Origin of the sequence: Nocardia sp. NPDC057663, assembly GCF_042799895.1 — a bacterium.
Classification (GTDB): domain Bacteria; phylum Actinomycetota; class Actinomycetes; order Mycobacteriales; family Mycobacteriaceae; genus Nocardia.
In genome coordinates this window covers 1-25,203 of record NZ_JBHVHX010000014.1, presented here as the reverse complement: position 1 = coordinate 25,203, position 25,203 = coordinate 1, and the positions used below count along the sequence as shown (strand labels likewise).

The 25,203-nt window shown below is 68.6% G+C and carries 24 protein-coding genes and 1 pseudogene; 18 read left to right on the top strand and 7 right to left on the bottom strand.

What is annotated here, in order from left to right; genetic code table 11:
* Positions 1–300: 300 nt before the first annotated feature.
* The 7 genes from ACFVAV_RS24930 (at position 301) to ACFVAV_RS24900 (ending at position 7,509) form a co-directional block, all read left to right on the top strand.
* Positions 301–1,383: an ABC transporter substrate-binding protein gene (locus tag ACFVAV_RS24930; RefSeq protein WP_379037632.1), complete on the top strand. Its 1,083-nt coding sequence runs from the start codon at positions 301–303 to the stop codon at positions 1,381–1,383.
* Positions 1,380–2,240 carry an ABC transporter ATP-binding protein gene (locus tag ACFVAV_RS24925; RefSeq protein WP_379037629.1) on the top strand — a complete coding sequence of 287 codons (861 nt, stop codon included), beginning with the start codon at positions 1,380–1,382 and terminating at the stop codon, positions 2,238–2,240. The genes ACFVAV_RS24930 and ACFVAV_RS24925 overlap by 4 nt, the downstream gene beginning before the upstream one ends.
* On the top strand, positions 2,233–3,126 hold the full coding sequence (locus tag ACFVAV_RS24920; protein ID WP_379037627.1) for an ABC transporter permease: 894 nt from the start codon (positions 2,233–2,235) through the stop codon (positions 3,124–3,126). The genes ACFVAV_RS24925 and ACFVAV_RS24920 overlap by 8 nt, the downstream gene beginning before the upstream one ends.
* Positions 3,127–3,140: 14 nt before the next feature.
* Positions 3,141–4,481: an LLM class flavin-dependent oxidoreductase gene (locus ACFVAV_RS24915; RefSeq protein WP_379037625.1), complete on the top strand. Its 1,341-nt coding sequence runs from the start codon at positions 3,141–3,143 to the stop codon at positions 4,479–4,481.
* A gap of 106 nt (positions 4,482–4,587) precedes the next feature.
* Positions 4,588–5,523, top strand: a complete 936-nt coding sequence (locus ACFVAV_RS24910) for a TauD/TfdA dioxygenase family protein (RefSeq protein WP_379037624.1) — start codon at positions 4,588–4,590, stop codon at positions 5,521–5,523.
* A gap of 61 nt (positions 5,524–5,584) precedes the next feature.
* Positions 5,585–7,174 carry an FAD-binding protein gene (locus ACFVAV_RS24905; RefSeq protein WP_379037623.1) on the top strand — a complete coding sequence of 530 codons (1,590 nt, stop codon included), beginning with the start codon at positions 5,585–5,587 and terminating at the stop codon, positions 7,172–7,174.
* Positions 7,171–7,509 carry a 4Fe-4S dicluster domain-containing protein gene (locus tag ACFVAV_RS24900; protein ID WP_379037622.1) on the top strand — a complete coding sequence of 113 codons (339 nt, stop codon included), beginning with the start codon at positions 7,171–7,173 and terminating at the stop codon, positions 7,507–7,509. Before ACFVAV_RS24905 ends, ACFVAV_RS24900 begins: the two co-directional genes overlap by 4 nt.
* Here the strand turns inward: ACFVAV_RS24900 and ACFVAV_RS24895 are convergent.
* A complete protein-coding gene (locus tag ACFVAV_RS24895) occupies positions 7,499–8,215 on the bottom strand; it encodes a hypothetical protein (RefSeq protein WP_379037621.1) in 717 nt (238 codons plus the stop codon). The genes ACFVAV_RS24900 and ACFVAV_RS24895 overlap by 11 nt on opposite strands.
* Positions 8,216–8,475: 260 nt before the next feature.
* Between ACFVAV_RS24895 and ACFVAV_RS24890 the strand changes: the two genes are divergently transcribed.
* Entirely contained in the window at positions 8,476–8,817 is a 342-nt protein-coding gene (locus ACFVAV_RS24890; protein WP_379037620.1) for a hypothetical protein, read from the top strand.
* Between the two features lie 22 nt (positions 8,818–8,839).
* Here the strand turns inward: ACFVAV_RS24890 and ACFVAV_RS24885 are convergent, their stop codons facing one another.
* From ACFVAV_RS24885 to ACFVAV_RS24875, 3 genes are all read right to left on the bottom strand, one after another.
* Complete coding sequence (locus ACFVAV_RS24885; RefSeq protein WP_379037618.1) at positions 8,840–9,211, bottom strand: YybH family protein; 372 nt, start codon at positions 9,209–9,211, stop codon at positions 8,840–8,842.
* A 69-nt stretch (positions 9,212–9,280) separates the two neighbouring features.
* Positions 9,281–9,850 (bottom strand): hypothetical protein, encoded by a 570-nt coding sequence (locus ACFVAV_RS24880; RefSeq protein ID WP_379037617.1) that lies wholly within the window; start codon positions 9,848–9,850, stop codon positions 9,281–9,283.
* Between the two features lie 102 nt (positions 9,851–9,952).
* Positions 9,953–10,405: a hypothetical protein gene (locus ACFVAV_RS24875; RefSeq protein WP_379037615.1), complete on the bottom strand. Its 453-nt coding sequence runs from the start codon at positions 10,403–10,405 to the stop codon at positions 9,953–9,955.
* Positions 10,406–10,506: 101 nt separating this feature from the next.
* On the opposite strand from ACFVAV_RS24875, the gene ACFVAV_RS24870 reads away from it, so the two are divergent.
* From ACFVAV_RS24870 to ACFVAV_RS24835, 8 genes are all read left to right on the top strand, one after another.
* A complete protein-coding gene (locus tag ACFVAV_RS24870) occupies positions 10,507–11,040 on the top strand; it encodes a hypothetical protein (protein WP_379037613.1) in 534 nt (177 codons plus the stop codon).
* A 202-nt stretch (positions 11,041–11,242) separates the two neighbouring features.
* On the top strand, positions 11,243–11,674 hold the full coding sequence (locus ACFVAV_RS24865) for an acetyltransferase (protein ID WP_379037612.1): 432 nt from the start codon (positions 11,243–11,245) through the stop codon (positions 11,672–11,674).
* A gap of 121 nt (positions 11,675–11,795) precedes the next feature.
* On the top strand, positions 11,796–13,049 hold the full coding sequence (locus tag ACFVAV_RS24860) for a diacylglycerol/lipid kinase family protein (RefSeq protein WP_379037788.1): 1,254 nt from the start codon (positions 11,796–11,798) through the stop codon (positions 13,047–13,049).
* 412 nt (positions 13,050–13,461) lie between these two features.
* Positions 13,462–14,889: a condensation domain-containing protein gene (locus ACFVAV_RS24855; protein WP_379037611.1), complete on the top strand. Its 1,428-nt coding sequence runs from the start codon at positions 13,462–13,464 to the stop codon at positions 14,887–14,889.
* 4 nt (positions 14,890–14,893) lie between these two features.
* On the top strand, positions 14,894–16,207 hold the full coding sequence (locus ACFVAV_RS24850; protein ID WP_379037610.1) for a glycosyltransferase: 1,314 nt from the start codon (positions 14,894–14,896) through the stop codon (positions 16,205–16,207).
* Positions 16,204–17,151 carry an ATP-binding cassette domain-containing protein gene (locus ACFVAV_RS24845; protein WP_379037609.1) on the top strand — a complete coding sequence of 316 codons (948 nt, stop codon included), beginning with the start codon at positions 16,204–16,206 and terminating at the stop codon, positions 17,149–17,151. The genes ACFVAV_RS24850 and ACFVAV_RS24845 overlap by 4 nt, the downstream gene beginning before the upstream one ends.
* A gap of 20 nt (positions 17,152–17,171) precedes the next feature.
* The gene (locus tag ACFVAV_RS24840) at positions 17,172–18,008 is read left to right on the top strand and encodes an ABC transporter permease (protein ID WP_379037607.1); all 837 of its coding nucleotides are present in this window, start codon (positions 17,172–17,174) and stop codon (positions 18,006–18,008) included.
* A gap of 9 nt (positions 18,009–18,017) precedes the next feature.
* Positions 18,018–19,397 carry a hypothetical protein gene (locus ACFVAV_RS24835; protein WP_379037605.1) on the top strand — a complete coding sequence of 460 codons (1,380 nt, stop codon included), beginning with the start codon at positions 18,018–18,020 and terminating at the stop codon, positions 19,395–19,397.
* 178 nt (positions 19,398–19,575) lie between these two features.
* Here the strand turns inward: ACFVAV_RS24835 and ACFVAV_RS24830 are convergent, their stop codons facing one another.
* Positions 19,576–20,238 (bottom strand): trypsin-like serine protease, encoded by a 663-nt coding sequence (locus tag ACFVAV_RS24830; protein ID WP_379037604.1) that lies wholly within the window; start codon positions 20,236–20,238, stop codon positions 19,576–19,578.
* Positions 20,239–20,753: 515 nt separating this feature from the next.
* On the opposite strand from ACFVAV_RS24830, the pseudogene ACFVAV_RS24825 reads away from it, so the two are divergent.
* Positions 20,754–20,909 (top strand): annotated as a pseudogene (locus ACFVAV_RS24825) (ATP-binding protein); the annotation flags it as partial.
* Between the two features lie 96 nt (positions 20,910–21,005).
* Positions 21,006–21,533 (top strand): 2'-5' RNA ligase family protein, encoded by a 528-nt coding sequence (locus tag ACFVAV_RS24820; RefSeq protein ID WP_379037603.1) that lies wholly within the window; start codon positions 21,006–21,008, stop codon positions 21,531–21,533.
* A 135-nt stretch (positions 21,534–21,668) separates the two neighbouring features.
* On the opposite strand, the gene ACFVAV_RS24815 is transcribed toward ACFVAV_RS24820, so the two are convergent.
* The gene (locus ACFVAV_RS24815; protein ID WP_379037602.1) at positions 21,669–23,564 is read right to left on the bottom strand and encodes an endonuclease/exonuclease/phosphatase family protein; all 1,896 of its coding nucleotides are present in this window, start codon (positions 23,562–23,564) and stop codon (positions 21,669–21,671) included.
* A 27-nt stretch (positions 23,565–23,591) separates the two neighbouring features.
* Positions 23,592–24,314: a hypothetical protein gene (locus tag ACFVAV_RS24810; RefSeq protein ID WP_379037601.1), complete on the bottom strand. Its 723-nt coding sequence runs from the start codon at positions 24,312–24,314 to the stop codon at positions 23,592–23,594.
* Positions 24,315–25,203 lie beyond the last annotated feature (889 nt).

The following is a 25,203-nucleotide window of genomic DNA, read 5'->3' as shown; positions in this document are numbered from 1 at the left end:
TGCGAAAAGGGCATTGCCCGGTCGATATCTGCAGGTGCACTATGGAATTCGATGCGGCGCACCCTCGCCGCACCTCTCAGGAAAGTCCCGACATGATCGAATCCCCCGCGCTCGTCCGCCGCCGAACGGTGGACCTGATGCGCCTGTCTCCCGGATTCTGTCGCAGCTGACAGCGCGGCGGCATTCTCCGTCGCCGATTCGCCCTTCCCGTTCCCGGTAATCCGTTCGCGCGGATCGTCGCGGCGTGCGCCTGTGTGGCCCGCCGCGCGATCACGCGTGCCGTCGAAAGAATCCCGAATCATGTTGTCCACCATCTTCCGACGACGTCCGCTGCGTGCGCTCGCCGCCGCGCTCGTCGCTCCCGCCGCCCTCGCAGTGGTCACCGCGTGCGGCGCCGCCGAGGCGCCGACGACCGCCGACGGCAAGACCGTGCTGCGCTATCAGGGCCAGACCGGCTTGGTCACCACCTTCGAACTCGCCGACCACCTCGGCTACTTCAGCAAGATCAGCTTGAAGTGGGAAGGCGACACCACCAGCGGACCGGCCAATATCCAGGCCGCCGCCACCAAGCAGATCGAATTCGGCAGCGCGTTCAACGGCGCGGTGGTCAAGCTCGCCGCCGGCGGCGCCCCCGTGCAGTCGGTGCTGAGTTCCTACGGCTCCGACGCCAAGTCGTTCACCGGCTATTTCGTCCGCGACGATTCCGGCATCACCGGTGCCAGGGACCTGATCGGCAAGAAGGTCGGTGTCAACACCCTGGGCGCGCACCACGAATTCGTCACCCGGGAATGGCTGCATCAGCAGGGACTGAGCGAGGCCGAAATCAAGCAGGTCCAGCTGATCGTGGTGCCGCCGGTCAATACCGAGGAGGCATTGCGCAGCGGCCAGATCGACGTCGCCGCACTCGGCGGCGTGTACCGGGAGACCGCGGTGCCGCGCGGCGGCCTGCGTCCGCTGTTCACCGACAAGGACATCTTCGGCGAATTCGATTACGGCACCTACGTTTTCCGCAAGGACTACATCGCCCAGAACGGCGACGCGGTGAAGGATTTCGTGCAGGGCACGGCCCGCGCGACCCGCTGGCTGCAGATCACGCCGCGCGACGAGGTGATCGCAAAGTTCACCGAGATCATCACCCAGCGCGGCCGCAACGAGAACCTGAAACTGCTCGACTACTGGCGCAGCTCCGGCATTCCGGTCCCTGGCGCGGTGATCGCGGACAAGGAGATCCAGATCTGGATCGACTGGCTCGAGCGTAACGGCGAACTGCCCAAGGGCAAGATCGCCGCCACCGATCTGTTCACCAACAAGGACAACCCCTACGCCAACGGCACCTACCAGCCGGCCAGCGGCCCGACCGGAGAGGTGGTGGCCGCGAAATGAGCAGCACCACAGCCAAACTCGCGCTGCACGCGGTGGGCAAGCAGTTCGCCGTGCGTGGCGCGGCCGAGAAGTTCACCGCGATCGACGACATCACGATCGAGGTCGGCGCGGGCGAGTTCCTCGTGCTGGTCGGACCCAGCGGTTCGGGCAAGTCCACCCTGCTGGACCTGCTCGGCGGCCTGAGCACACCGAGCTCCGGACAGATCCTGCTCGACGGGGCACCGATCACCGGGCCCGGCCTCGATCGCGGAGTGGTGTTCCAGCAGTACGCGCTGCTGCCGTGGCGCACCGCCCGCGCCAATATCCAGTTCGGGCTGGAGGCCAAGGGTGTCGCGCGCAGGGAACGCAAACAGATCGCGGACCACTACCTGGAACTGGTCGGCCTGGCCGGATTCGGCGACCGTTACCCGCACGAACTGTCCGGCGGTATGAAGCAGCGCGTCGCGATCGCCCGCAGCCTGGCCTTCGACCCGGAGGTGCTGCTGATGGACGAGCCGTTCGCCGCGCTCGACGCCCAGACCAGGGAGTCGCTACAGGACGAACTGCTGCGCATCTGGCGCACGACGGGCAAGACCATCCTGTTCATCACCCACGGCATCGACGAGGCCGTGTATCTGGGGCAGCGCGTCGCGGTGCTCACGTCCCGGCCGGGCCGGGTCAAGGCCGTGATCGACATCGATATCGACCGCACCGGCGACATCGATGTCCGCTCCAGCGAACAGTTCCGCGACTACCGCCACCGCATCTGGAGCGAACTGCAGAGCGAGGTGAGCCGGGCCCAGCGGCTCGAGCTCGCCACCGACGACAGCGCCGCCGAAGCGGACGCGTCCACCGACAGGAGTCCCGCCCATGTCTAGCGCCGTCCCCCTGCTCGTCCGCCCGAGCGAGGTCATCGCCGAACCGGCCGCGCCCCGCGGCATCACGATCCCGAGACCGGCTGTCCCCGCGGGGCTCGTCCGCGCCGCACGCACGACCACCACCACCCTGGTGCGGATCACCAAACCGCTGCTCGCCTTCGCGTTGCTGCTCGGCGCGTGGGAACTCGCGCCGCGGCTCGGGCTGGTCGACGAGGTGTTCCTGCCGCCGTTCTCGGTGGTGGTGCAGGCGTTCGCCGAACTCACCGCCAACGGGCAACTGGGCGAGCACATCTCGGCCAGTCTCACCCGCTCGATCACCGGCTTCTCGATCGCCCTGGTGATCGCGGTGCCGGTCGGCATCGCCATCGCCTGGTACAAACCGGTATCGGATTTCCTGAATCCGGTGCTCGAGCTGTTCCGCAATACCGCTGCCCTGGCGTTGCTTCCCGTCTTCGTCCTGATTCTCGGGATCGGCGAGACGTCCAAGATCGCGCTGATCGGCTACGCCACCTTCTTCCCGATCCTGCTCAACACCATCACCGGCGTCCGCACCGTCGACCCGCTGCTGGTGAAATCGGCGGTGTCGCTGGGCTTCTCGCCGCTGCGGCTGTTCCAGAAGGTGATCCTGCCCGCGGCCATCCCGTCCATTTTCACCGGAATCAGAATGGCGGCGGCGGGCTCGATCCTCGTGCTCATCGCCGCCGAGATGGTCGGCGCCCGCGCCGGCCTCGGCTACCTCATCACCGCCGCCCAGCAGAACTTCCAGATCCCGCAGATGTACGCGGGCATCGCGGCCATCTCGCTGATCGGTCTCGGTTTCAACTTCGCCCTCGTCGCACTGGAACGCCGCCTCTCCCGCTGGCGCACCTCGCCGACCGACGCCTGACCAGGAGCTCGACCATGTCCCGCAAGACCTTCCATCTCAACGCCTTCCTGATGGGCGTCGGCCACCACGAGGCGGCCTGGCGCCACCCGCGCACCGACGCGCACCGGGTGCTCGACGTCCGGCATTTCCAGAACCTGGCCCGCATCGCCGAGCGGGGCAAGCTGGACTCGGTCTTCTTCGCCGACACTCTCGCCGTCGGCCCGCGCATCGAACGGAACACCCTCGCGGTGTTCGAGCCGGTCACGCTGCTGTCGGCGATCGCCACCGCCACCGCGCGCATCGGCCTGATCGCCACCGCCTCGACGAGCTACAACGAGCCGTTCAACCTGGCCCGCAAGTTCGCCTCGCTCGATCACATCAGCGCGGGCCGGGCCGGGTGGAACATCGTCACCTCCGGCAGCGTCGACGAGGCCTACAACTTCGGCCTCGACGCGATCCCCGAACACGCCCGCCGCTACGAACGCGCGGAGGAATTCGTCGACGTCGCCGTCGCGCTGTGGGACAGCTGGGAGTCCGAGGCGATCGTGCTCGACGCCGAGGCGGGCGTCTTCGCCGATCCCACCCGGGTACACACCCTCGACTACGCCGGGGAGCGGTTCCGGGTGCGCGGCCCGCTCAATTCGCCGCGCGGTCCGCAGGGCAGGCCGCTGCTGGTGCAGGCCGGATCGTCGGAGTCGGGCAAGGAGTTCGCCGCGCACCGCGCCGAGGCGGTGTTCACCGCCCAGCGCACCGTCGACGAGGGCGTCCGGTTCTACCGCGATCTCAAGTCCCGGCTGGCGAAGTACGGTCGGGCCGAGCACGAACTGAAGGTCCTGCCCGGCCTTGTCCCGTTCATCGCCGACACCGTGGCGGAAGCCAAGGCACTCGAGCAGGAGTTCACCGAGCTGATCTCGCCCGATTACGCGTTGCGGCAGCTCTCGTCCATGCTCGGCGTCGACCTCACCGCGCACGCACTGGACGCTCCGCTGCCCCCGTTGCCCGCCGAGAGCGAGATCGAGGGCGGCAAGAGCCGGTTCACGCTGGTCAAAGAGCTGGCCGAGACCGAGGATCTCACGGTGCGCCAGCTCATCGGCAAACTGGGCGGTGGCCGTGGGCACCGCACCTTCGCCGGTACCCCCGAGCAGGTGGCCGACGAGCTGCAGACCTGGTTCGAGGCGGGCGCGGCCGACGGCTTCAACATCATGCCGCCGTATCTGCCCGGCGGCCTCGAGGACTTCGTCGACCGGGTGGTGCCGATCCTGCAGGAGCGCGGCCTGTTCCGCACCGACTACGAATCCACCACGCTGCGCGGCCATTACGGCCTCGATCCGGTCGAAAGCCAGTTCGCCCCGCGTGATTCACGGGTGAGCGCCTGATGCACACCCGGCGACTCGACATCGAGCTCATGCGAGTGGTGAGCAGTTCCTGTCCAGGCCGATGAACGCTCCCGCCCCCGCCCGGCTCCCCTGAAGGACCAATGACATGACCACCATCGAAAGCCCCCGCACCGCCACCACACTGGAGATCGCCCCGGTCGCCGGGCACATCGGCGCCGAGGTCACCGGCATCGATCTGCGTGCGGAACTGACCGACGCCCACGTCGACGAGATCACCACGGCACTGCACCGGCACAAGGTGCTGTTCTTCCGCGATCAGCAGATCGGCCACGCCGAGCAGATCGCGTTCTCCCGCCGCTTCGGTGCCGTCACCCCGTCGCACCCTTACGACGACGACGCGCCCACCGAGCACCCGGAGATCCTCGCCGTCGACAGCCGCCTCTACGAGAAGCGGTTCGGCCGCAGGAAGTTCAGCTACACCAACCAGTGGCACACCGACGTCTCCCCGCTGATCAACCCGCCCGCCGCCTCCATCCTGCGCGCGGAGATCGCCCCGGAGCAGGGTGGCGACACCCAGTGGACCAATCTGGCCGCCGCCTACGCCGGTCTGCCGGAATCGCTGCGCACCTTCCTCGACGGCCTGCGCGCCGAGCACCGCTTCGGTGGCCGGATCCCGCCGTGGGACGCCGACAGTGACTACGCCCGCAAGATCGCGGCATCGCCGCTGGTGACCGAACACCCGGTGGTGCGGGTGCATCCGGTGACCGGTGAGCGGGTGCTGTTCGTCAATCCCGGCTTCACCACCCGGATCATCGGCCTGACCCCGCCGCAGAGCGATGCCCTGCTGCAGCTGCTCTTCGACGAGATCTCCCACCCCGCCTACACCGTCCGGTTCCGGTGGGAGAAGGGCAGCATCGCGTTCTGGGACAACCGCGCCACCGCGCATCTGGCCCCGAGCGATCTCGACCATCTCGACGTCACCCGGGTGCTCTACCGCACCACCCTCGAGGGCGACATCCCGGTCGGCGTCGACGGTGTGGCGTCCAGTTCGGTGGCCGGCGCGAAGTTCACCGGCGCCTGAAAACCCTTCCGGTGCCCGGCCTTCCGGGCCGGGCACCGGTTCCCGACAGGAGAACGATTCGATGAGCGAAACCTGGCACGCCAGCACCGACGTCCTGGTGATCGGCGGCGGCCCGGCCGCCTGCTGGGCGGCGATCCACGCCCGGGAAACCGGTGCGGAGGTGATCCTGGTCGACAAGGGGTACTGCGGAACCAGCGGCGCCACCGCGCCGTCGGGCACCGGCGTCTGGTACGTCGCGCCGGAAGCCGAGGCGCGCGCGTCGGCCAAGGCTGCCCGCGAAGCACTGGGTGGCCATCTCGCCGACCACTACTGGATGGACCGCGTCCTCGACCAGACCTACACGAACATGCACCGGCTCGCCGTCGAAGGCCGCTACCCGTTCCCGGTCGACCCGGCGACCGGCCGGCAACTGCGCACCGGCGTGCAGGGACCGGAGTACATGCGCCGGATGCGCGCCTGGCTTCGGCGGATCGGGGTCCGGATCCACGATCACTCCCCCGCGCTGGAACTGCTCGTCGACGACAAGGGCGCCGTCCGCGGTGCGGCGGGTCATCAGCGTCAGCTCGACCGCGACTACCGGATCACCGCGGGCGCGGTGGTGCTGGCCTCCGGTGGCTGCGCATTCCTGTCCGGGGCGCTGGGCACCAATGTCGACACCGGCGACGGCGCGCTGATGGCGGCCGAGGTCGGCGCCGGGTTCTCGGGGATGGAGTTCTCCAACGCCTACGCGATCGTGCCGAAAGGCTCGACGATCACCAAGACCGCGTACTACGGCTACGCCACCTTCTTCGGCGAGGACGGGCGAGTACTGGAGGACGCGGGATCCACCAAGGGCCGGTCGGTGATCGCACGAACCCTGGTGCAGGAGAAGGTGTTCGCTCAGCTCGATCGCGCCGACGCGACTGTGCAGGCGCAGATGCGCCTCGGTCAGCCGAACTTCTTCCTCCAGTTCGACCGGCGCGGCATCGACCCGTTCACCCAGCGTTTCGAGATCGACCTGCTCGCCGAAGGCACCGTGCGCGGCACCGGCGGCATCGATGTGGTCGACGACGACTGCGCCACCACGGTTCCCGGCTTGTTCGCGGCCGGCGACGCGGCCACCCGGGAGCGCATCTGTGGCGGCTTCACCGGCGGCGGCAGTCACAATGCGGCGTGGGCGATGTCGTCGGGCAGCTGGGCAGGGGCAGGCGCCGCGCGCTATGCCCGCGCGGCGTCCCGCGGCGGCGAGGTCGAGGCAGCGGGCCGAGTCGGGTTGCGGCCCAACGGTTCCGGATCACTGACCGCCGCCGAGGTGGTGACGGCCGCGCAGCACGAGCTGATCCCGTTCGAGAAGAACTATCTGCGCCACGGCGATCGGCTGCGGCCCGCGCTCGCCCGCCTGGACGAGCTGTGGAGTGCGGCGGCGCAGGAGTTGGGCGGCGCGACCGGCGACGAGCGGGTGCGGGCCAGGCAGGCCGCGGCGATCATCGCAGTGGGCAGGCTGATGTACCGATCGACATTGTCGCGCACCGAGACTCGTGGCATGAGCAAGCGCGCCGACCATCCGGGCACCGACCCGGCGCAGCATCATCACGTGCTCTCCGGTGGTCTCGACGCACCGTGGGTCGGCACGGCCGAAACCCGCAACTCCGGTCTGGCGGTGGCGTCGTGATCGAACTGCTGCGCGCGCAGGACTGCATCGGCTGCGACAAGTGCGTGGTGGCCTGCCCCACCAACGTCTTCGACCGCACCGACGCCGGAATACCGGTCATCGCCCGGCAATCCGACTGCCAGACCTGCTTCATGTGCGAGGCCTACTGCCCGGCGGACGCGCTCTACGTGGCCCCCGATGCCGCGCCGCTCCCGGCGACGGCCACACTCCCGGCCGACCAGATCGGCCGATACCGCGAGAAGCTCGGCTGGGGCCACGGCCGGACCGCGGGCGCCCGCATCGCAGTGGGTCCGCGCCTGCCGCACGGCGCACCGCCGCCCCGGCTCAACCCCTGAGGACGTCCTCCGGCCACCGCAGCGCGCCGAAGAGCGGATCGTCGAAGACGGTGGGTTCGACGACCGGTTCCGGCACCCGGAGCAGGTCGGCGGTGCTGACCTCGGCGAAGTCGTATCGCCCTTTCTCGCACTGCAATTCGACCAGTGAGATCGCCGAGACCGTGTCGTCGAGGGTGAAATCGGTGAAGCCGTCCGCGGCGAACGCCGCGCGCAGCGACTCGACCGGCGTGGGGCGGGTGGCGTGGGCCAGGGCCAGGTACGGGCGCAGCGGCTCGCCGAATTCGGGAATGCGTTCCCGGATCCACACGTCGGTCAGCGCGCCGGTCAGGTCCGCGCGGACACTCAGGAGCTCCGCAGGCAGGGCGATCGGCAGGCGGACCGAGTCGGCGGCGATCACCGGCGGGCCGAAGGCGATCTGGAACGGCGCGTGGTCGGCCAGCCGCGCCCTGGCGCCCGCGACCAGCGCCGCCAGGTGCACCCCCTTCACCCCGTCGACGAAGCCGATCCCCTGCACACCGATGCGCAGGCGGGCCGCGTCGACCTGCTCGAGCCCGGGCAGCCGGGCGAGAGTGGGCGCGAAGATCTCCACCAGCTTGTCGGCGACCGGCTGTGTCGGGGTGACCTGCCAGTCATAGAACGAACGTCCCGGAGTCCACCCCGGCCGCCACCACCAGCGGCTGGCAACAGTCATCTCGCCCGCGATCATGGTCCCACCTCCCGATCTCCGCCGCCGCTTCCAGCGACCACCCGGCTGACCGGCAGATCTGTCCGCCATCGACAGCTTCGACCAGTCACCCCGACGCGCACCGGACACGATCGGCACCAATGCTGCGATGCCAGTTACCTCTCAGCGACGCTATTACCGGCGTGGCAGGCCCGCAACACGGCGAGACCGATCCGTTGTACCTTCGATCCCTAGTCCACGCTTTTCGCGGCGACCGGCCGATTCGCACTACACTGGCCGTCATGCCTGTTCGTCGGCTGATCGCGCTGTCCGCGTTCGCCCTCCTGCTTCCCTTCGCTGTGTCCGCCTGCACCATGACGGGCCACGGCACCACCTCCGAGTGCACCGTGAGTGGCTGCACCGTCACCTTCGATCGCGGGGTGAACGCGAAGGCCTCGGTCCTCGGCATCGATGCCGAACTGGTCGCCGTCAACGGTGACGTCGTCACGTTGAGCATCGGCGGTCAGCAGGTCACGGTGCCGGTCGGCCAGTCGCAGGCATCCAACGGCATGGATATCCGGGTCAGCGAAGTGACCCAGGACAAGGTCGTCGTCGTGCTGTCGACGGGCTTGAACCAGAACTGACGCAGCGGATGTGCGGACCTGCTCAGCCGAGCACGTTCGGCTGGTCCAGTATCCAGCGCCAGCTACCGTCGGGCTGCCTGCGCGCGACCTCGACGGTCGCGCCGGTGCCACCGGGCAGCCGGGACGAGGTCAGTGCGAGATCACCGGCCCGCAGCGCGGGCGCCTGGGGACCCGGCTGGAACACCGGGCGGGCGGCCACCAAGCGCGCGTAGGCGGCCCGGATCTCCTCGATTCCGGTCGCCACGACGCCGTCCGGCAAGGCGAGCACGGCATCGGATTCGTACAACTCGACCAAGCCGTCCACGTCGCCGGCATTCAGCCGTTCGACCACCAGCCGGCTCAGATCCTCCGGGCGCTGCGCTCGTTCCCGCACACCGTCGACACTGTCCGTCATCGTCACCCTCCTCGACATGGGCTGTGCGCCAACGGTAACGCCGGGGTCCGACAGAACCGGACGTCCGTCTCAGTGCCCCTCGTGCAGATCCACGGAGAACCGGTACCAGTTCCCGTCGAACGGCGTGTAGACAGGCTGGTACGCCGACGGGACGTGCACCGGCGGCCGGGAACCGGCGGGAAAGTGGGCCAGGCCGCCGAGCGAGTCACCGATCCCGAACAGGCAGCCGCCGTCCCGGCTCGCGATCGAGTACACCCGGACGACGCCGACCCAGCCGCCGTCGGCATCGTCGCACTCCCCCAGCGCCGCCTCGGTCATCGCCGATTCCGACAGCCACCACGCCACCCGATCCGGGATCCCCGCCGCTGCGACGCCGATTCCGGCCAGGACCACCAGCGGCGCGATCAGCACGGTGCCGTAGCGGCGGTATCGCGCACACCCGATCGGCGCGAAGACCATCCACAGCACGCCGGCGACCAGCAGTGCGACAACGGCGGCGAACACGACCAGCAGGTCGAACTCGGTGGCGTCGTTCAGCAGCAGGGCGACGATCGCCCCGGTCGCCAACGCCACCGACGTGCGCATCGCCAGCGCCCAGCGCCGGGTCGGTGTCACGGCCCCGGTCTCCACGGTCGTCATGGCCCCACCCTACGGAGCCCCGGCGGATCCGCCCGCCGGGAAACGGCGAAACCCCCGAAAGCCGAGGGGCTTTCGGGGGTTTCGCGCGCACAGGTCACACCGTCACAGCGGCGGGAATCCCGCCGAGCCGGTCGCCATCCAGTTCCAGAAACCGGCGGCACGGTTGACCAGCAGGGCAATAACGTCGAGAGCAGTGCTTCCCATCAAGCTTCCTAACATTCGGATGAACGATTCGCTTGCCCACCATAGCAACTCGCCGCAGCCGATCACGACGCGATATCGGCGCACTGGAGCATTTCCAGCGAACGCCCGCGCGCATTCGGCTCGCCGACAACGTGATCGCCGTTCCGGCAGGTGAGACGGGTGCCGGCGCGAAATCTTCCCGGTGCTCGAGTTGCGCTCGCCGTCGACACGTCGGCCGATCAATTGCCGGTCGGGCGCATTGTCGAGTGATGCGTACGGCCCGCAGAATTCCGCCGTCGAAATATTCGCCCACGAGATCGAGCCGGTGTCGCTGCCATGGAGCTGACGCCGCGTCCGGGCGAATACGGACACTCGACCAGCCGTGAGTCCGTCGCGAACCTCGAATATAGTTCCGAGGTAGCAACCTTTCCGAAGTGAGACCGGAGTCGCCCCGACGAACACGGTGAGGACCGATGGCAGGCAACAGGCACCAGCTCCTGCACAGACCCTTGTTCTCCCAGTTCCCGCTCGACCAGCGGAACGCGGCCAGCCGCATCAGCGCCTACATCTACGGCAACGTCCTGATCCTCGCCGCGCTGATCCCGGTCGCGCCGTCCGCCGGGAACGTCGGCATCCTCGTCGTCCTCGGAACCGCCCTGTCCACGTTCATCGCGCACACCTTCGCCGAGAGCGTCGGTCGATCGGTACGGCAGAACCCACCGCAATCCCCACCGCAGCGATGGGCGAATCTGCGTGACTCGCTGCCCATCCTCAGCTCGGCGGTCCTGCCCTGCGCGATTCTGGCGGCCGCGGCCCTCGGGTGGCTCGAGCCGCGCACCGCGCAAGTGCTCGCGGAGGTGGTGATGCTGGTGCGGATCGGCGGCATCGCCTTCGTCATCCACCGGCTCCAGGGCCGGCGACCCGACCGTTCGACGCTGGCCGGGGCGATACTCCTGAGCTGCGCGGCCACCACCATCGTGGCGATCAAGGTCATCTTGACCCACTGACCGGGATCTCGCCCGCCACGGGATTCACCCGTTCCGGGTGAGGCCGCCGACGCGGTGCGCTGGTTGGCTGAAGTCGGCCGACCGTAGGGACGGACCACCACCGCCGGTGCGCCCGTCTCGGCGCCGGTGCAGGTCGGCATCGGCGCGGCCGACCAGATCCACCTCGACATCTACCGCCGTCAACCACCCCGAGGAGTCGAGAATGACCGGTAATACATCGCCGACGCACCGCACCCCGCCCGTGGAAGAGCCTTTTCAGCGGCAGGCCGCCGCGGAGGGATTATCTGTCACGGCCGCGTGCGTGCTTCTCATCATGGCGGCGGTCTCTGTCCTACAGGGCATTTCCGCCCTGCGGGACGATGAACTGTATGTCGCCGGAATCGAATACGTGTACAAATTCGACACGACGACCTGGGGTTGGGTCCATGTCGTACTCGGCGTACTGGGTCTGGTCGTCGGCGTCGGCCTGGTACTGGGATCGACCTGGGGCCGATACTGCGCGCTGGGAATCGCCGCCTTGGTAATCATCGCGAATTTCTTGTCGCTGCCCTACTACCCGGCGTGGTCCCTCCTGATCATCGGGCTCAGCGTGGTCATCATCTGGGCCCTCATCGCCTGGCAGCCCCAACGCTGAACCCCACCCCGACGATGTGTGGCGACGAGCGACTCGACGATCGGCGGGCCCCACGGTGAACGACGACTCCGCGGCCCGGATCCGGTGCTGGGCGGCCAGGGCGGCCTTCCTGTTCGCCGCCATGGCAGCCGTGGTTCCGGTGCTGTTCGCGGGAGTGGTGGGGACGCTCGGGTTGCTGATCGTCGGTACCGGCGGCGTCGTGGTCACGGCGGCCGCGCTGTACTGGTTTCTGACCAGGTACGGGCTGTTGCGCTGGGTGTCGCTGGGGATCGCGGTGCTGTCGCCGATCTTCGTCGTCGTGGTCTTCGTGCGCGCCCACCTGTTGTGGGTGGTACTGCTCGCCACCGGGTCAGCCCTGCTGGCGGTCGCCTGCGCACGCGTCGCCCTGCGCACCGGGAGTAGCCGCACCACAGCGGACGAACGTCCCGCCCCGCAGGCCCGGCACCCGTTCCTGATCATGAATCCGCGTTCCGGCGGCGGGAAGGTCGAGAAGTTCGATCTGCGGCGCAAAGCCGAGGAACTCGGCGCCGAAGTCGTCCTGCTGGAGGGCCACGTCGATGTCGAGGCGCTGGCCCGGCAGGCCGTCGCCCGAGGCGCGGACCTGCTCGGAGTGGCGGGCGGTGACGGTACCCAAGCGCTGGTGGCAGGCATCGCGGCCGAACACGAACTGCCGTTCCTGGTACTCAGCGCGGGGACCCGGAATCACTTCGCGATGGACCTGGGCCTGGATCGGGCCGATCCCGCCGCCGGGCTCGACGCCCTCCGCGACGGCGTGGAGCTGCGCGTCGACCTCGGCCGCATCAACGGCCTGCCCTTCGTCAACAACGCGTCTTTCGGCGTCTACGCCGAGATCGTGCGCAGTCCCGCCTACCGTGACGACAAGACCGCGACAGTGTTGCGATTGCTTCCCGATCTCCTCGCCGGGCACGCAGGCAACCGGCTCGTCGCGCGCATCGATGGGACGGCGGTCGCGGGGCCGCAGGCGATCCTGGTCAGCAACAATCCCTACGGCACCAGCGACCTCGCCGGCCTGAGCCGGCGCGATCGCCTCGATCGCGGCACGCTCGGCGCGGTCACCCTCTCGGTCGCGAACACCCGCGCCGCGGTCGGCCTGATCCGTCGCACCCGCAGCCACGGCCTGACGCAGCGGACCACGCTCGAGGTCATCGTCGACACCGACGCACCGCGGATCCCGGTCGGCGTCGACGGCGAATCCCTCCAGTTCGACACGCCCGTGCGCTGCGTCATCGAACCGGGCGCGCTGCGCGTGTGGGTACCGCGAAACCGGCCGGGAACACCTGCCACCGCGCCCACGATCGATTGGGTCCGACTGCGGGACTTGGCCATTCACGGCGGCACCGAACGCAGTGAGTGATTCCGGCATTTCACCCCCTGCCGAAATGCACAGGGTGAACGGCCGGGAACCAGCACCGGACTACGAATCACCTGCGCTGTGACGACGACGACATCGCGCGCCGACCCCGGGTGAACAAAAGTATCGGGGGACACCGATGTGCGCAAGTACTTCTATCCGAAATATTCTGTGCGCCAGCGACAATTCGCCGATTCATCGACATAAACCGCTCGTCGTCAAGTTTTGTTCACGAGACTCGTGACGGCGATCACAAGCATAAGTTTCAGCGCTCCGGCTATATCATCTAGTTCGCCGAGGCTTCCCGGGAATATCCGCCGTCGAAGTTCCAGAGCACCAGTGGTGACACATCGACGTGCCCCTTTTTCCGTCTTCCGCCGCTTCGGCATGTATTCGTCACGAGGTGAACCCGGCCATGGAATACACCCACCTGTCCGAATTCGCGATCCGTCCCGGCCGCTTGTCGATCTGGACTCCCGAACTTCCCGCCGACGCCTGGCAGCTCGACGACCGGCCGCTGACCAGCGTGCACGCCGGCTACTGCGCGAGCGTCGACCCCGCCGATCCGCAGCCGGGCCGTGGCCGCTGGATCGGCACCGTCTTCGAGATGGATGCCCCGCTCGATCGCGCCGCCTGGCGCGAGACGCTGCGCCGCTGGCACGCCAGGCACGAGGGGCTGCGCACCACGGTGCGCCTCGAATCGGGCGGCGAACCGCGCAGGCTCGTCGCCGCCACCGCGGTCGACATCACCGAGCAGCAGGTCGACGGGCTCACCGATGGCGCCCGGATCAACGAATTCCTCAGCGGCGCACTGGAACTGCGGCTCTCGCCGCTGGTGTGGCCGCACTTGCTCGCGGCGACGGTCGAGCATGCCGGCAGCGGCGACTTCACCGTCCTGGTCGCCGCCGATCACTCGGTGATGGACGCCTACTCCCAGGCCATCCTCATCCTCGAATTGCGCACCCTGTACCGCGAGGTCCTGGCGGGCGAACCGGCGCGCGAATCGGCCACGTTCGGCAGCGCGGCCGATTTCGCCGTGATCGAACGGGCGGCCGCCGCCGAGCTGCATGCCGACTCGCCCGCGGTCGCGACGTGGCGGGAGTTCCTCGCCGGTGGCGACGGCACGATGCCGCGCTTCGCCCCGCACGCGCATCGACCCGCCCCGGCCGATCAGCCGCAGCCGAGCGTGTCGCGCCGCCTGCTGGACCTAGTCGAGCTCGAACAGGTCGAGGCGGTGCTCGATCAGGTCAGGCACCGGATGTCGGTGGCGGTGTTCGCCGCGCTGGCGGTGGCGCATCAGCGGCGGTTCGGCACCGACCGGATGCGCACGGCGATGCCGATCGCGACCCGGCCCGACCTGCGCTGGCTGGAGTCGATGGGCTGGTTCGTCAATGTCGTCCCGGTCGACATCACCGTGGCGCCCGGCGCGGGCATCGCCGCCGCGTTGGAGAGTGCGCGGACGGCCCTGCGCCGGTCGCGGACGGCGAACGACGCGTCCTGGTCGCGGGTGCTCGAAGTGCTCGGGGTCGAGGAGACACCCCGGTTCGGGATCTCCTTCCTCGATATCCGGGTGCTGCCCGGCTACGAGCTGGTCGCCGCCCTGCGCGGTCGGACCCTCCGCGCGGAGTCGTACTCGGCCGACGAGGTCTTCCTGTGGGTCGTGCGGGCCGACGACGGCCTCTATGTCTCCACCCGGTACCCCGCCGGGTTGCCCGCCGAGGTGATGGACGAGTTCCTCACCGCGTTCGGCGAGGCGCTGTCCTCGATCACCGCGGCTGTCCATGCCGACGTGCCCGCACCCGTCATCGGTGCGCCCGGCTCGGTCGTCGCGCAGGCGGTGTGAGCCGATGCGGGCACTGTTGGCCTTCACCGGCAGCCGGGGCGACGCCCAGCCCGGCATTCTGCTGGCTCGCGCACTGATCGCCCGGGGGCACGAGGTGACCCTGGCGCTCGCCCCGAATCTCGTCGGGTTCGCGACCGGATGCGGAGTACCGGCCGTCCCGTTCGGCCGCGACAGCGCGGAGTTGTTGCGTACCCAGCGCGCCGACCCACGGTTCAGTGCGCGTGATCCGCGTGCCCGGTGGCGGGCCCTGCTCGAGCTGCAGCGGCGCGGAGTGCCGGAATCGCTCGCCGATCTGCGGAAGCTGGCACCGGGTCACGATGTGGTGGTGGCCGGGATGGCGGGCGAGGAAGCCGCGGCGGTCGTGGCACGCGAGGCAGGGGTGCCGTTCGCGGCGGTGCATTTCTTCCCGATCCAGCCCAATACGGTCGTTCCGGTCGTGCCCGTGCGGTGGGCGCAGCGGGTCCCCGGTGTTGTGCACCGCTGGGGTTGGAGGGCGCTGGCCCGTGCGAGGGCCACTGCCTTGGCTCCGGTCCTGCCCGCGGGTAAGCCCGCAGCGCAGGTGCGCATCCAGGCGTACGACCCTGCCCTCTTTCCCGGCCTGCGTGACGAGTTACCCGGCCCCTTCACCGGTTTCCCGGTCGATGTCGACAGTTTCCTCACCGCGGCGACAGAGTCCGCGCAGTCCCGGAGCGTTTCCGGCGAACCGGCCGGCTACGGCGAGGAAACCACCGGGACCACGTCCCGACTGCATGCTCCGACGACACTCCGTCAGTGGCTGGCTGCCGGTTCCGCGCCGATCTACGTCGGCTTCGGCTCCATGGATGTCGGCGATCCCGCCGAGTTCGTCACCATGCTCCGCGCCGCCTGTGCGCGACGGGGCCGTCGACTGCTGCTGGCTTCGGGCTGGGCCACGATCACGCCCGCTATCGATGCCGAGATGGCCGTCGTCGACCAGGTCGATCATGCCGAGGTGCTGCCGCTGTGTGTGGCGGCGGTGCATCACGGCGGCGCGGGTACCACCGCCGCCGCGCTGAGAGCCGGTGTGCCGCAGGTGATCTGCTCGGTCCAGGCCGATCAGCCCTATTGGGGTCAGGCGCTGCAGCGGCTGGGGTTGGCCGCGACGCTTCCGGCCCGCTCGCTCACCGGCCCGCGCCTGGACACACTGCTCGACCGGGTCGCGACCGCCGAGCTCCGTCGCCGCGCCGCGGCCTACGCAGCGGGGTTCGCCACCGATGGTGTCGAGCGAGCCGCCGACGCCGTCGAAGCACTCGCACCGGTCACCCCCGAACTGATCAACGCCGCCGGGAGGCTCCCATGAATACCGACATCGCCATCCGCACCACCGGGATCGGCAAGTCCTACGGCGATTTCACGGCCGTGGGTGCCGTCGACCTGACTGTCACCGCGGGCACGGTCTTCGCCCTGCTCGGCCCCAACGGTGCGGGCAAGACTACGACCGTCCGCATGCTGGCGACCCTGGTGCGTCCCGATCGTGGCAGCGCGGAGGTCTTCGGCTACGACATCGTGCGCGATGCCACCGCGGTGCGCTCGATGATCGGGCTCACCGGCCAGTACGCCTCCGTCGACGAAACCCTCACCGCCGGTGAGAATCTGCGCCTGTTCGGGCGACTGCTCGGGCTGTCCCGCCGCGAAGCCGCCGCGCGCAGCGCCGAACTCCTAGACGAGTTCGAGCTGACCGCGGTCACCGATCGCCCGGTCGGCCAGTTCTCGGGTGGTATGCGGCGGCGGCTCGATCTGGCGGCGACGCTGATCACCGATCCGCCGCTGATCTTCCTCGACGAGCCGACGACGGGTCTCGACCCGCACACCCGTGACCGCATGTGGGGCATCATCCGCAAGCTCGTGGCCCGCGGCGCGACCGTCCTGCTCACCACCCAGTATCTCGAGGAAGCGGACGCGCTGGCCGATCGGATCGCGGTCATCGACCGCGGCACGATCGTCGCCGAGGGCACCGCCGCCGAACTCAAGTCGTCCATCGGTGACCAGGTGCTGCGCCTGGAACTCGCCGACGTGAGCCAGTCCGCGCACGCCGAGTCGATCGTCGCCGAACTGACCGGCGAAGTTCCCGAGGGGTCGTCGGCGGGCACGCTGACCGTCGCCCTGTCCGACGCGGGCACCGCCGCCGACATCGTCGCGGCCTGCCGGGCCGCCGGCATCGCGCTGCGCGGTTTCGCCGTCGACCGACCCGACCTGAACGAGGTGTTCCTCGCTCTCACCGGCACGGCACGCGCCGCCGCCTGATCACGGAAGCCGAGACCACCATGACCGCCACCACCGCAGAAGTCGCTGTCGCGCGCACCGCGCCCGCGACGATCGATCGCCGTCCGCGCGTCACCCACGTCAGCCTGCGCGCCTCGTTGTTCCAGTCGCTCATGATGGCGTGGCGCGGACTGCTCACCTTCCGGCACAGTCCGCAGCTGCTCTACGACGCCATCCTGCTGCCCATCGTCGGACCGTTGCTGTTCGGCAGCATCTTCGGCACCGCCATCGCGGGCAGCATGGAGGCGTATCTGCCGATTCTGATCCCGGGTGTGCTGGTGCAGATCGTGCTCACGTCGTCGGTCGCGACCGGGGTTCAGCTGTCCGAGGACATCCGGTCGGGGGTCTTCGACCGGTTCGTCGCCATGCCCATCGCCCGATCCGCGCCGGTCGCCGGGGCGCTGCTCGCCGGGGCGACGCGCTATGTGATCGCCGCGACGACAGTGGTGATCGTGGGATTCGCCATGGGCTACCGGCCCGCGCACCCCATCGGTTTCCTGGCCGGTGCGGTGCTGGTCGTGCTGGCGACGACCGCGATCAGCTGGTTGTTCGCGTTCATCGGCGTCACCGTGTCGCGGCCCGCCGCCGTGCAGGGCATGTCGATGCTGGTGCTCACTTTCCTCAGCTTCGCCTCCAACGCGCTGGTGCCCGAGGAATCGATGCCCACCTGGCTCGGCTATGTCTCCGACTACAACCCCGTGTCGTATCTGGTGTCCGCGGTGCGCACGCTCGCCGAGAACGGAACTGCCGGTGCCGATGCCTGCTGGTCGGTCGTGGCCTCGCTCGTCGTCGTCGCCGTGTTCGCGCCCCTGACCGTCCGTACCCTGCGCGCCCGCTGAGGATCTCCCATGACGCTCATCTCCCACGCCCCGTCCGTTGCCCTGCCCACCGCCGTCAACCGGCTCACCGCCGACGACGACCTGTTCCTCAAACTGCACAGCCTCTACGGCAACGCGCTGGTCAACCAGCTCGCCTGGCGGTTCGACGAACCCCTCGGCCGCGACCTGCTCGACCACTTGCACGCCCAGCTCGCCCAGGGTTTCCTTGCCCGCCGCGTGCAGGGCACCCGGGTGCCTTTCGCCCGCCCGTACTGGGTCCCTGCCACGGCATCGCTCCCGCTCGGCTGGGACCTGGTGCCCGTCGGCGGCGACGAGATCCTGGACTGGTACTTCGCCCAGACCCGGGTGGATTTCGACCCCGAGGCCGGTCTGGTGTGGCGATTGTCCGCGGCCCCGACCACGGCGGGCGGGACCCTGGTGTCGCTGGTGACCTCGCACGTCGCCTCCGACGGCGGCGCGGTGCTGTTCGCCGTCGGTGACGCGCTGGCCCGGCTGGCGCAAGCCGAGGAGCCCGACCGCTCGGCAAGTTCTGGAGGTTTCGTCGGCAGCGCTCCCCGAAACACGCTGAGCGCGAACCTTTCCGATGCAGGCGCGCAGCTGCGCGCGGTGGTGAAAGGCATCCGCGCCGCTCTCGCGGCTCGCGCCGTCACCGAGCCCGAACGCACTCCCCGACCCGCGACTCCCCCGCTGCCACTGCCCGAGCGATGGTCGCCCGCGGATGCCGTCGCACAACTCGACCTGGACCAGTGGAACGCTGTCGCCGCAACGCATTCCGGCACGACCAACGGCCTCTTGATCGCCCTCGGCGCGGGCCTGCTCGGTCGCAGCGGCCGCGTCGGCAACACCGCCGACATCCGCGTCGACATCCCCCACTCGATGCGCACCGCGAACGATCCCCGCGCGAATGCCACCACCGGACTGCCGATTTCGGTCCGTTACAGCACCACCGACCGCATCGACCTCGCCACCGTCCGCACCGCGGTGAAGCGCGCCGCCACCGCCTACCGCGACCCCGCCACCACCCCGGCCCTCCAGCACCTGCAACCCCTGCAGATGATCCTCCCCCGCTTCGTCCTGCACCACTTCGCCCGCACCGCCAAAGCCCCGGAATGCCTGTGCACCAACCTCGGTGAAACCGCCCAGGATGTCGCCGCCATCGGAAACCACCGCGCCGTCGCCGTCCTCATGCGCCCCGTTGTCTGCACCGGCGACCCCGACATGTTCCGCCGAGTGGAGGTCGGCGTGAACCTCTCCTTCTCCACCGACGGCCACACCGCCACCCTCGCCGTCACCGGCGCCGACCCCGACCGCTTCCCCACCCGCGCCGCCCTCCGCGCCCTACTCACCGCCGAATTCGACTTCTGGGGCCTCACACCCCACTTCTGGTGAGAGTCAGCACGACCCGCCGAGCTCGAGCGATGCTGCGGGTCCGCCCGGAAATGCCGGAACCCCCGGCCGGACACGAGGTCCGACCGGGGGTTCCGGTCAGCGCGATCAGCCGTTGTCGGCGGCCTTGAACTCGCGACGACGCCGGTGCAGGATCGGCCACCTACGCGGGGGCCGCCCGTTATCTGATCGGGGTGAAGCCGGCGCCGACGCCGCCCTGGGCCGCGAGATCCGCCAGCACGCCGCCGATTCCGGTGAACTGGACGGGGGCCCAGACGCGCATCAGGTTGATCGAGGAGGCAATGCCGACCAGCGCCGAGCCCACGTAGGCCGGACCACCGGAATCGCCCGGAAAGACCAGCTGCCAGGACCGCACAGCGTTGCGGTCGCGTTCCAGCACTTTGCCGCAGGTGTGCTCGGTGACCTGGCCGTACTTGCACAGCAGCTGTCTGGGATCGGGGTAAGGGGTGATGCGGTCGACACGATGGCCCTCCGGGGTGAGGTTGGTGGGCGTGACGACCTCGGGGTCGAGCTTGATCACCGCGTAGTCGAGCTGGGCGTCCTCCTGGAAGAGCTTCGAAGGCCACGTGCTGGACCACGCCGCGAAATTCCCGACCTCTCGGCCGCCGACGCTCACGCGCTGGTGCGGGACGCGCATGCAGTGCCCGGCGGTCAGCGCGACAAGGTTGCCGTGGTTGTCGGTGCCGACGGAGGCGATGGTGCAGGTTCCGATCGAGGTCCCCGGGCCGACGACGACGTGGTCGTCTGCTTGTGCCTGAACTGCGGGCAGGATGGCAAGGCCGAGGGCGCAGAATGCAGCGGAGATGGTTTTCTCGAGATTCACGGGTGTTCCCTTTCTCGACAATGCTCAGCTGTGATGTCGGCCCGCCATCCGGGCCGGGTCACGGGGGAACCGGTGCGAATATTTGGCGGGCTCACCGGTTGGTTCGGGTCGGTCGGCATGGCCGGCATCGCCATGGTTTCGACCGTGAACTTGCCGGGCGGGAGGGCCAGGCGCCGATCTCAGCCGCCACTTCCGTCGCTGTGACCAGCACATACCCGCCCCGACCGGTGGCGCGTCGATCCGCTCGGCGGTCCCGGCAGACTTTGCCCGGTCGCCAAGCAAATGGGCAGCGACCAGCGCGAACGTCAGCGGCTGCCACGAACGGGTCGAACTCATCCGCACATCCCAACACGGCTAACTGCGTAGACGATCAACCACATGCTCGAAGAAGAGTACCCGGACTCGATGCCCGGTGGCGATGAACGGGCCATCGGGGTGATCGCCGCTGACAGGCGCTTCTCGGCCGAGACGACCGCATGCCGACTCTCTCCGGCAATCCCGCAATCAGACGATAGGTGGTCAACGAACTCGTCGAAGCAGCTGACGAGAAACAACTGTCCACAACGATCGCCCGCTACGGGCGAGTGGACCTGATCTGTCTGGACGAACTCGGCTACCTGGAACTCGACAAGCGCGGTGCGGAACTGTTGTTCCAGGTACTCACCGAACGCGCTGCCTCGGCGACGGCCTAACCCTCCACGCGCAAACGTGAATTCTGTTGCGGCCGAACCTTGGTCGCTACCCGCCACGCCCCGACCAAGCCTGCGATGATCAATGTCGTGACATACGCGCTGGAACTCTTCTTCGACTCGGCCGGTGACGCCGCCGTGCGGGAACTGTGGAGCCGCCTGGAAGATGCCGGCTTGTCGAGCCTGGCTACGAGGTCGCACCAGCGACACCATCCACACGTCACGTTAGCCGTGGCCGAACAGTTCGAGGTAGACGATCGTGCGCGCCAGCTCCTCGGTGAGATTCCGGGGTCCGAGCTGACAATGCCGGTGCTGGGCACCTTTCCAGGCGAACTGGCCGTTCTCTTCCTTGGCGTGACCGCAAACACCGCACTCTTGGACACGCACTCGGCAGTGCACGCGGCCATCACCACGGGCAGCACCGGACTGTGGGATCACTACCGGCCAGGGAACTGGGTTCCACACTGCACGCTGGCAATGGACTTGAACGCGCCCGCACTCATGCGAGCGATCGAATGCCTACACCCCTACACCGCGATCACCGCGCGAGCAACGCAGATCCACATGGTCGAACTGGAAACGGGACGAACAATCCCACTCCTCTGACGGTCGCACCCGTTCAGCGGCTGGACTTCCATCCTGCTGCGGGCTGCCTGGTCATCGGGGAACCACGCCCGATGGGTGCCGTCCAAATTCACGGTATCCGCGAGTGGGTCTGTTCGGTCGCTGAGGCTGCGCGGACTAGGGGGTAGGGCGCTCGCGGCGGTGGGGGAAGGGGTCAAGGGCGACGTCGACCTCCATGATGGCTACGTATTCGGCGCCTTTTCCGTACATCACGTGGGGTGCGTAGCGGCGGCCGCCGGCGGCGTGGAGGAGTTGGGAGGACTTGGGGGCAACTACGTCGCGGTCTCGGCCGATCGCGGTGCGGTCCGTGGTGACAGGGCCTGCGGTGTCGACTTCTTCGACGGTGATTTCCAGGTGGACGTCGTCGGTGCCGTCGAAGACCAGCGTCTTGTCCGGGTCGGAAGCGAACTTGTGGCGCTCACCCATCGAGAAGGTGATCTCGGTGTCCCCGACGCGGGCGCTCGGGCGGCCCGCGGTACCCGGCTTGCCTTTGTGGATTCGCCCGGCGACGTCGATTTCGTCCGGGTCCTTCTTCGACCAGTGCTGCAGCACGCCGCCGGTGAACAGGCCGTCGGACAGTTCCAGTGCGTGCAGGTACTTCAACCGGGCGGTGGTGGTGCGGACCTTCCTGGTCAGCTTGTGGGTCACCGTCGACATGCCGAGGTCGGCGGTGATCGCGAAGTGGTCCGACAGGTCGATGCCGCGCTCGAGCTCGTAGGGCCACACCTCCATCCCGGTGACGTGGGCGGTGATGCGTTCACCCTGGTCGAGCAACGCCAGATCGATCCGCGTTCCCTTTCGCGTCGATACTCCGGTGCGGCGGGGGCGGCCGGGTTCGTAATTGCTGTCGCTGCCGTGGGGGCTGGTGATCGGGTCGGTGTGGTCCGCGGTCGCGGGCAGCCATCGCTTGTGTTCGAGCCACAGGTCGTCGGCGTCGGGCAGGTTCTTCGACAGGATCTCGCGGCCCGTCGCCGCATTGACGTCGATATTGAAGTCGCCGACGATGACGACCGGCAGGTCGAGGTCGCGCACGCCCATGATCCAGGAGTCGAGGTGGCGCAGCTGGGCCTCGCGTTTCTCGGCCGCGCCGGTGCCGACGCCGGCGTTGGTCGGCCAGGCGCAGTCGGAGGAGTTGCCGTTCTGCACGTGGGTGCCGACCACGTAGAACGCCGGTCCGTCGCTCGGCGAGACACGCACCATCGACGCGCCCTTGTTGGCCCAGCAGTCGACGCCGCAGCACGACCGGTAGACGGTGCCCCACACGTCACCCTTGTGCGGCGCGTCGGCGAGTGGGGGTGAGAGGGGGTGGCGGCTGAGGATGAGCAGCCCGCTGTCCTCTTCGGGGTCCTTCTCGTCGGGGCCTTCCACGCTGTGCGGGAACTTCGCCCTGACCGCCTTGATGAGCTGGGCGCGGTCGCTGTTGCCCATCATCTCGGCGAGCACCACCACATCGGCGGTCGATTCGGACACCCTGTCGATCAGCACCTTCAGCTGCTTGGCGCGGCCGCGACCCCCGTAGACCTTCTCGTCGACGATCTTGATGCCCCACATCGTCCCCGTCAACCGGTCCTGCGTGACGCCGAGGACGTCCACCCCGATCAGCGCGGTGTTGTAGAACATGACCTGGCGAGGTTTCTCCGCCCTCGAAGTGATTGTGCCGCCCTCGAATTGGCATACCGTCTTGTTCTCGCTGAACTCGGGCAGCCCGACGGGATAGCCGAACGGCCCGCGCTGCCGATGCGACCTCGTCCACAGCCCGTACACGCCGCCCTTCGGGACCGCGCCGACGACGCGTTTGCCGTTGTCGTGGGTGTAGCGGTACAGGACGCCGTTGGTGAAACGGCGGTAGGTGCCACCGATATCGTCGGTCGAAGCGGCATCGCTGGTCGCCTCGCCGAGCCACGCGTGGTCGAGGATCGCGCGGAGGCCGGTGACGCCGTACCACCCGGCGAGCTTCTTCAGACTGACGGGATACGTCGCCGTCGACAGCTTCGAACGAACACTGATGGACATGGTAGAGCCTCCGCCGCCGTAGCTGCGCTATTGCAGACTGATCAGGATCGGGACCAGACCCCGGCCATCGGTCAAGGGGCCCAACGCCTTTCCGATGGTGGTGCCGAACGCACGCGTCGGGTCGGTGGCCTTCATCGCGCAGCCGGGGCTGTGTGATGTCGTGAGCAGATCGCCCGCCCGGATGCTGCCGAAGCTCGCGTCCGCCTGGCACGACACTTTGCCCATGACCGAGATGGGCACTCGATGGTCGTCGGGTTCGGCGCCACGGTCGAACACGAGTCCGGGTCGATACCGACCGGCACCGGAAATCACGCCGACCACCGATTGATCGTAGGCGCTGGTACAGGGGGTGAGCTTGCCGTCCTCACCCAGCACCATGACCATTCCGGCAGCCACGTCCGTGCCGGTGGCGACCTCGAAATCCTCGGCCGCGTCGGCGTTGCTGAGAACGATGTCGCCCTTGTCGCCGTCGAGTTTCATCCGTTCCTCGTTCTTCCCGTCCTTGACGACGATGCTGCCGCGGACCTGAATGGTGCCCGGTGCCTGATCCGCGCCGACGACCAGCACGGTGAACGGGGCGCCGAAGATCTGGCCCGCGGCGAACTGAAGAACCTGGACGGCCTTCCCGGCGATCTCCCGGTGCATGGTCAGGCTGCCGTTCTCGTCGAGCCGGGCCAGGACGTCGCCGCCCGCGTGTTTCAGCACCAGATCATGACCCTTGATGACGACATCTTCGTTGAAGTTCGGCATCGCGCACCTCCTCGGTCGCACCCGTCCGGCGACGGTGCACCCCGGACCTCATCGTGCGAGGTACCCGCCGATATCAGGTGATGACTCCGATTGTCGGTCCGGGGCTGGGCACTCGGCGCGAGTAGTGCGGTACTCGATTCCGCGCCCACCGCCTACGGCAGTGCGCGCACGGCGAGCGCGGCGTGGGCGCGGACATCGCCGGAGGCAGGCCGTTGCCTGCGCCCCAGTTCGGCGAAGCCCGCGGCGGCCAGCACGGCGGCTAGGCACCGACCCCATAGCGATCGGCGGCGACGCCGCCCCCAACTGAGCCTCCTCTGTTCAGCGCTCTGGGGCGCCGGCACAGGCAACCTGCGCGTGCTGCCATCGCTTCGGCACCACCGGTGGGTCGCGGTGTTCGGGCTCACTCGATGCGTCGGCCAACCCGCCCGAAATTCGGCGAGTTCTACGGGAACCCCATCCCCGCTCGCGCGGGGAGCAGCGCGGGCAACGGTGGGCGCGCCCGTCCCCCGTGGGCTCGAGCTTCATGACGACTCGAACGGTCGCCAGGTGGACTCACGATTGCTCCGAAAGTCGCCTTCCTGCATGACAAGGCGAACGGCCGAGGATGCCCCATCTGATCTCCAGTGACGGCAGCGGCCCCGCCTCGGATGTCTCCGACGCGGGGCCGCAAGCGAAAAGAGCTGCTATGAGCTACTTTTCAAGCACTCGACACCACTATTTCTGCGCGGCCTTGAACTCGCGGCGACGGCGGTGCAGGATCGGCTCGGTGTAGCTATTTGGGACCAAATACCCATCCTGACCTGCTGTTACTTCAGACGACAGTCGGCCTGTGACCTTGGTCTCAAGGGGTGACTGCATCACCACGTGGATGATCATGTCGGCGTGGAGG

Coding starts and splice junctions, on each gene's coding strand:
- ACFVAV_RS24835 (WP_379037605.1), top strand. CDS start 18,018: ATGACGCTCATCTCCCACGCCCCGTCCGTTGCCCTGCCCACCGCCGTC.
- ACFVAV_RS24810 (WP_379037601.1), bottom strand. CDS start 24,314: ATGCCGAACTTCAACGAAGATGTCGTCATCAAGGGTCATGATCTGGTG.
- ACFVAV_RS24815 (WP_379037602.1), bottom strand. CDS start 23,564: ATGTCCATCAGTGTTCGTTCGAAGCTGTCGACGGCGACGTATCCCGTC.
- ACFVAV_RS24865 (WP_379037612.1), top strand. CDS start 11,243: ATGACCGGTAATACATCGCCGACGCACCGCACCCCGCCCGTGGAAGAG.
- ACFVAV_RS24915 (WP_379037625.1), top strand. CDS start 3,141: ATGTCCCGCAAGACCTTCCATCTCAACGCCTTCCTGATGGGCGTCGGC.
- ACFVAV_RS24880 (WP_379037617.1), bottom strand. CDS start 9,850: ATGACGACCGTGGAGACCGGGGCCGTGACACCGACCCGGCGCTGGGCG.
- ACFVAV_RS24860 (WP_379037788.1), top strand. CDS start 11,796: ATGGCAGCCGTGGTTCCGGTGCTGTTCGCGGGAGTGGTGGGGACGCTC.
- ACFVAV_RS24895 (WP_379037621.1), bottom strand. CDS start 8,215: ATGATCGCGGGCGAGATGACTGTTGCCAGCCGCTGGTGGTGGCGGCCG.
- ACFVAV_RS24930 (WP_379037632.1), top strand. CDS start 301: ATGTTGTCCACCATCTTCCGACGACGTCCGCTGCGTGCGCTCGCCGCC.
- ACFVAV_RS24920 (WP_379037627.1), top strand. CDS start 2,233: ATGTCTAGCGCCGTCCCCCTGCTCGTCCGCCCGAGCGAGGTCATCGCC.
- ACFVAV_RS24855 (WP_379037611.1), top strand. CDS start 13,462: ATGGAATACACCCACCTGTCCGAATTCGCGATCCGTCCCGGCCGCTTG.
- ACFVAV_RS24840 (WP_379037607.1), top strand. CDS start 17,172: ATGACCGCCACCACCGCAGAAGTCGCTGTCGCGCGCACCGCGCCCGCG.
- ACFVAV_RS24870 (WP_379037613.1), top strand. CDS start 10,507: ATGGCAGGCAACAGGCACCAGCTCCTGCACAGACCCTTGTTCTCCCAG.
- ACFVAV_RS24850 (WP_379037610.1), top strand. CDS start 14,894: ATGCGGGCACTGTTGGCCTTCACCGGCAGCCGGGGCGACGCCCAGCCC.
- ACFVAV_RS24820 (WP_379037603.1), top strand. CDS start 21,006: ATGATCAATGTCGTGACATACGCGCTGGAACTCTTCTTCGACTCGGCC.
- ACFVAV_RS24890 (WP_379037620.1), top strand. CDS start 8,476: ATGCCTGTTCGTCGGCTGATCGCGCTGTCCGCGTTCGCCCTCCTGCTT.
- ACFVAV_RS24845 (WP_379037609.1), top strand. CDS start 16,204: ATGAATACCGACATCGCCATCCGCACCACCGGGATCGGCAAGTCCTAC.
- ACFVAV_RS24885 (WP_379037618.1), bottom strand. CDS start 9,211: ATGACGGACAGTGTCGACGGTGTGCGGGAACGAGCGCAGCGCCCGGAG.
- ACFVAV_RS24925 (WP_379037629.1), top strand. CDS start 1,380: ATGAGCAGCACCACAGCCAAACTCGCGCTGCACGCGGTGGGCAAGCAG.
- ACFVAV_RS24910 (WP_379037624.1), top strand. CDS start 4,588: ATGACCACCATCGAAAGCCCCCGCACCGCCACCACACTGGAGATCGCC.
- ACFVAV_RS24905 (WP_379037623.1), top strand. CDS start 5,585: ATGAGCGAAACCTGGCACGCCAGCACCGACGTCCTGGTGATCGGCGGC.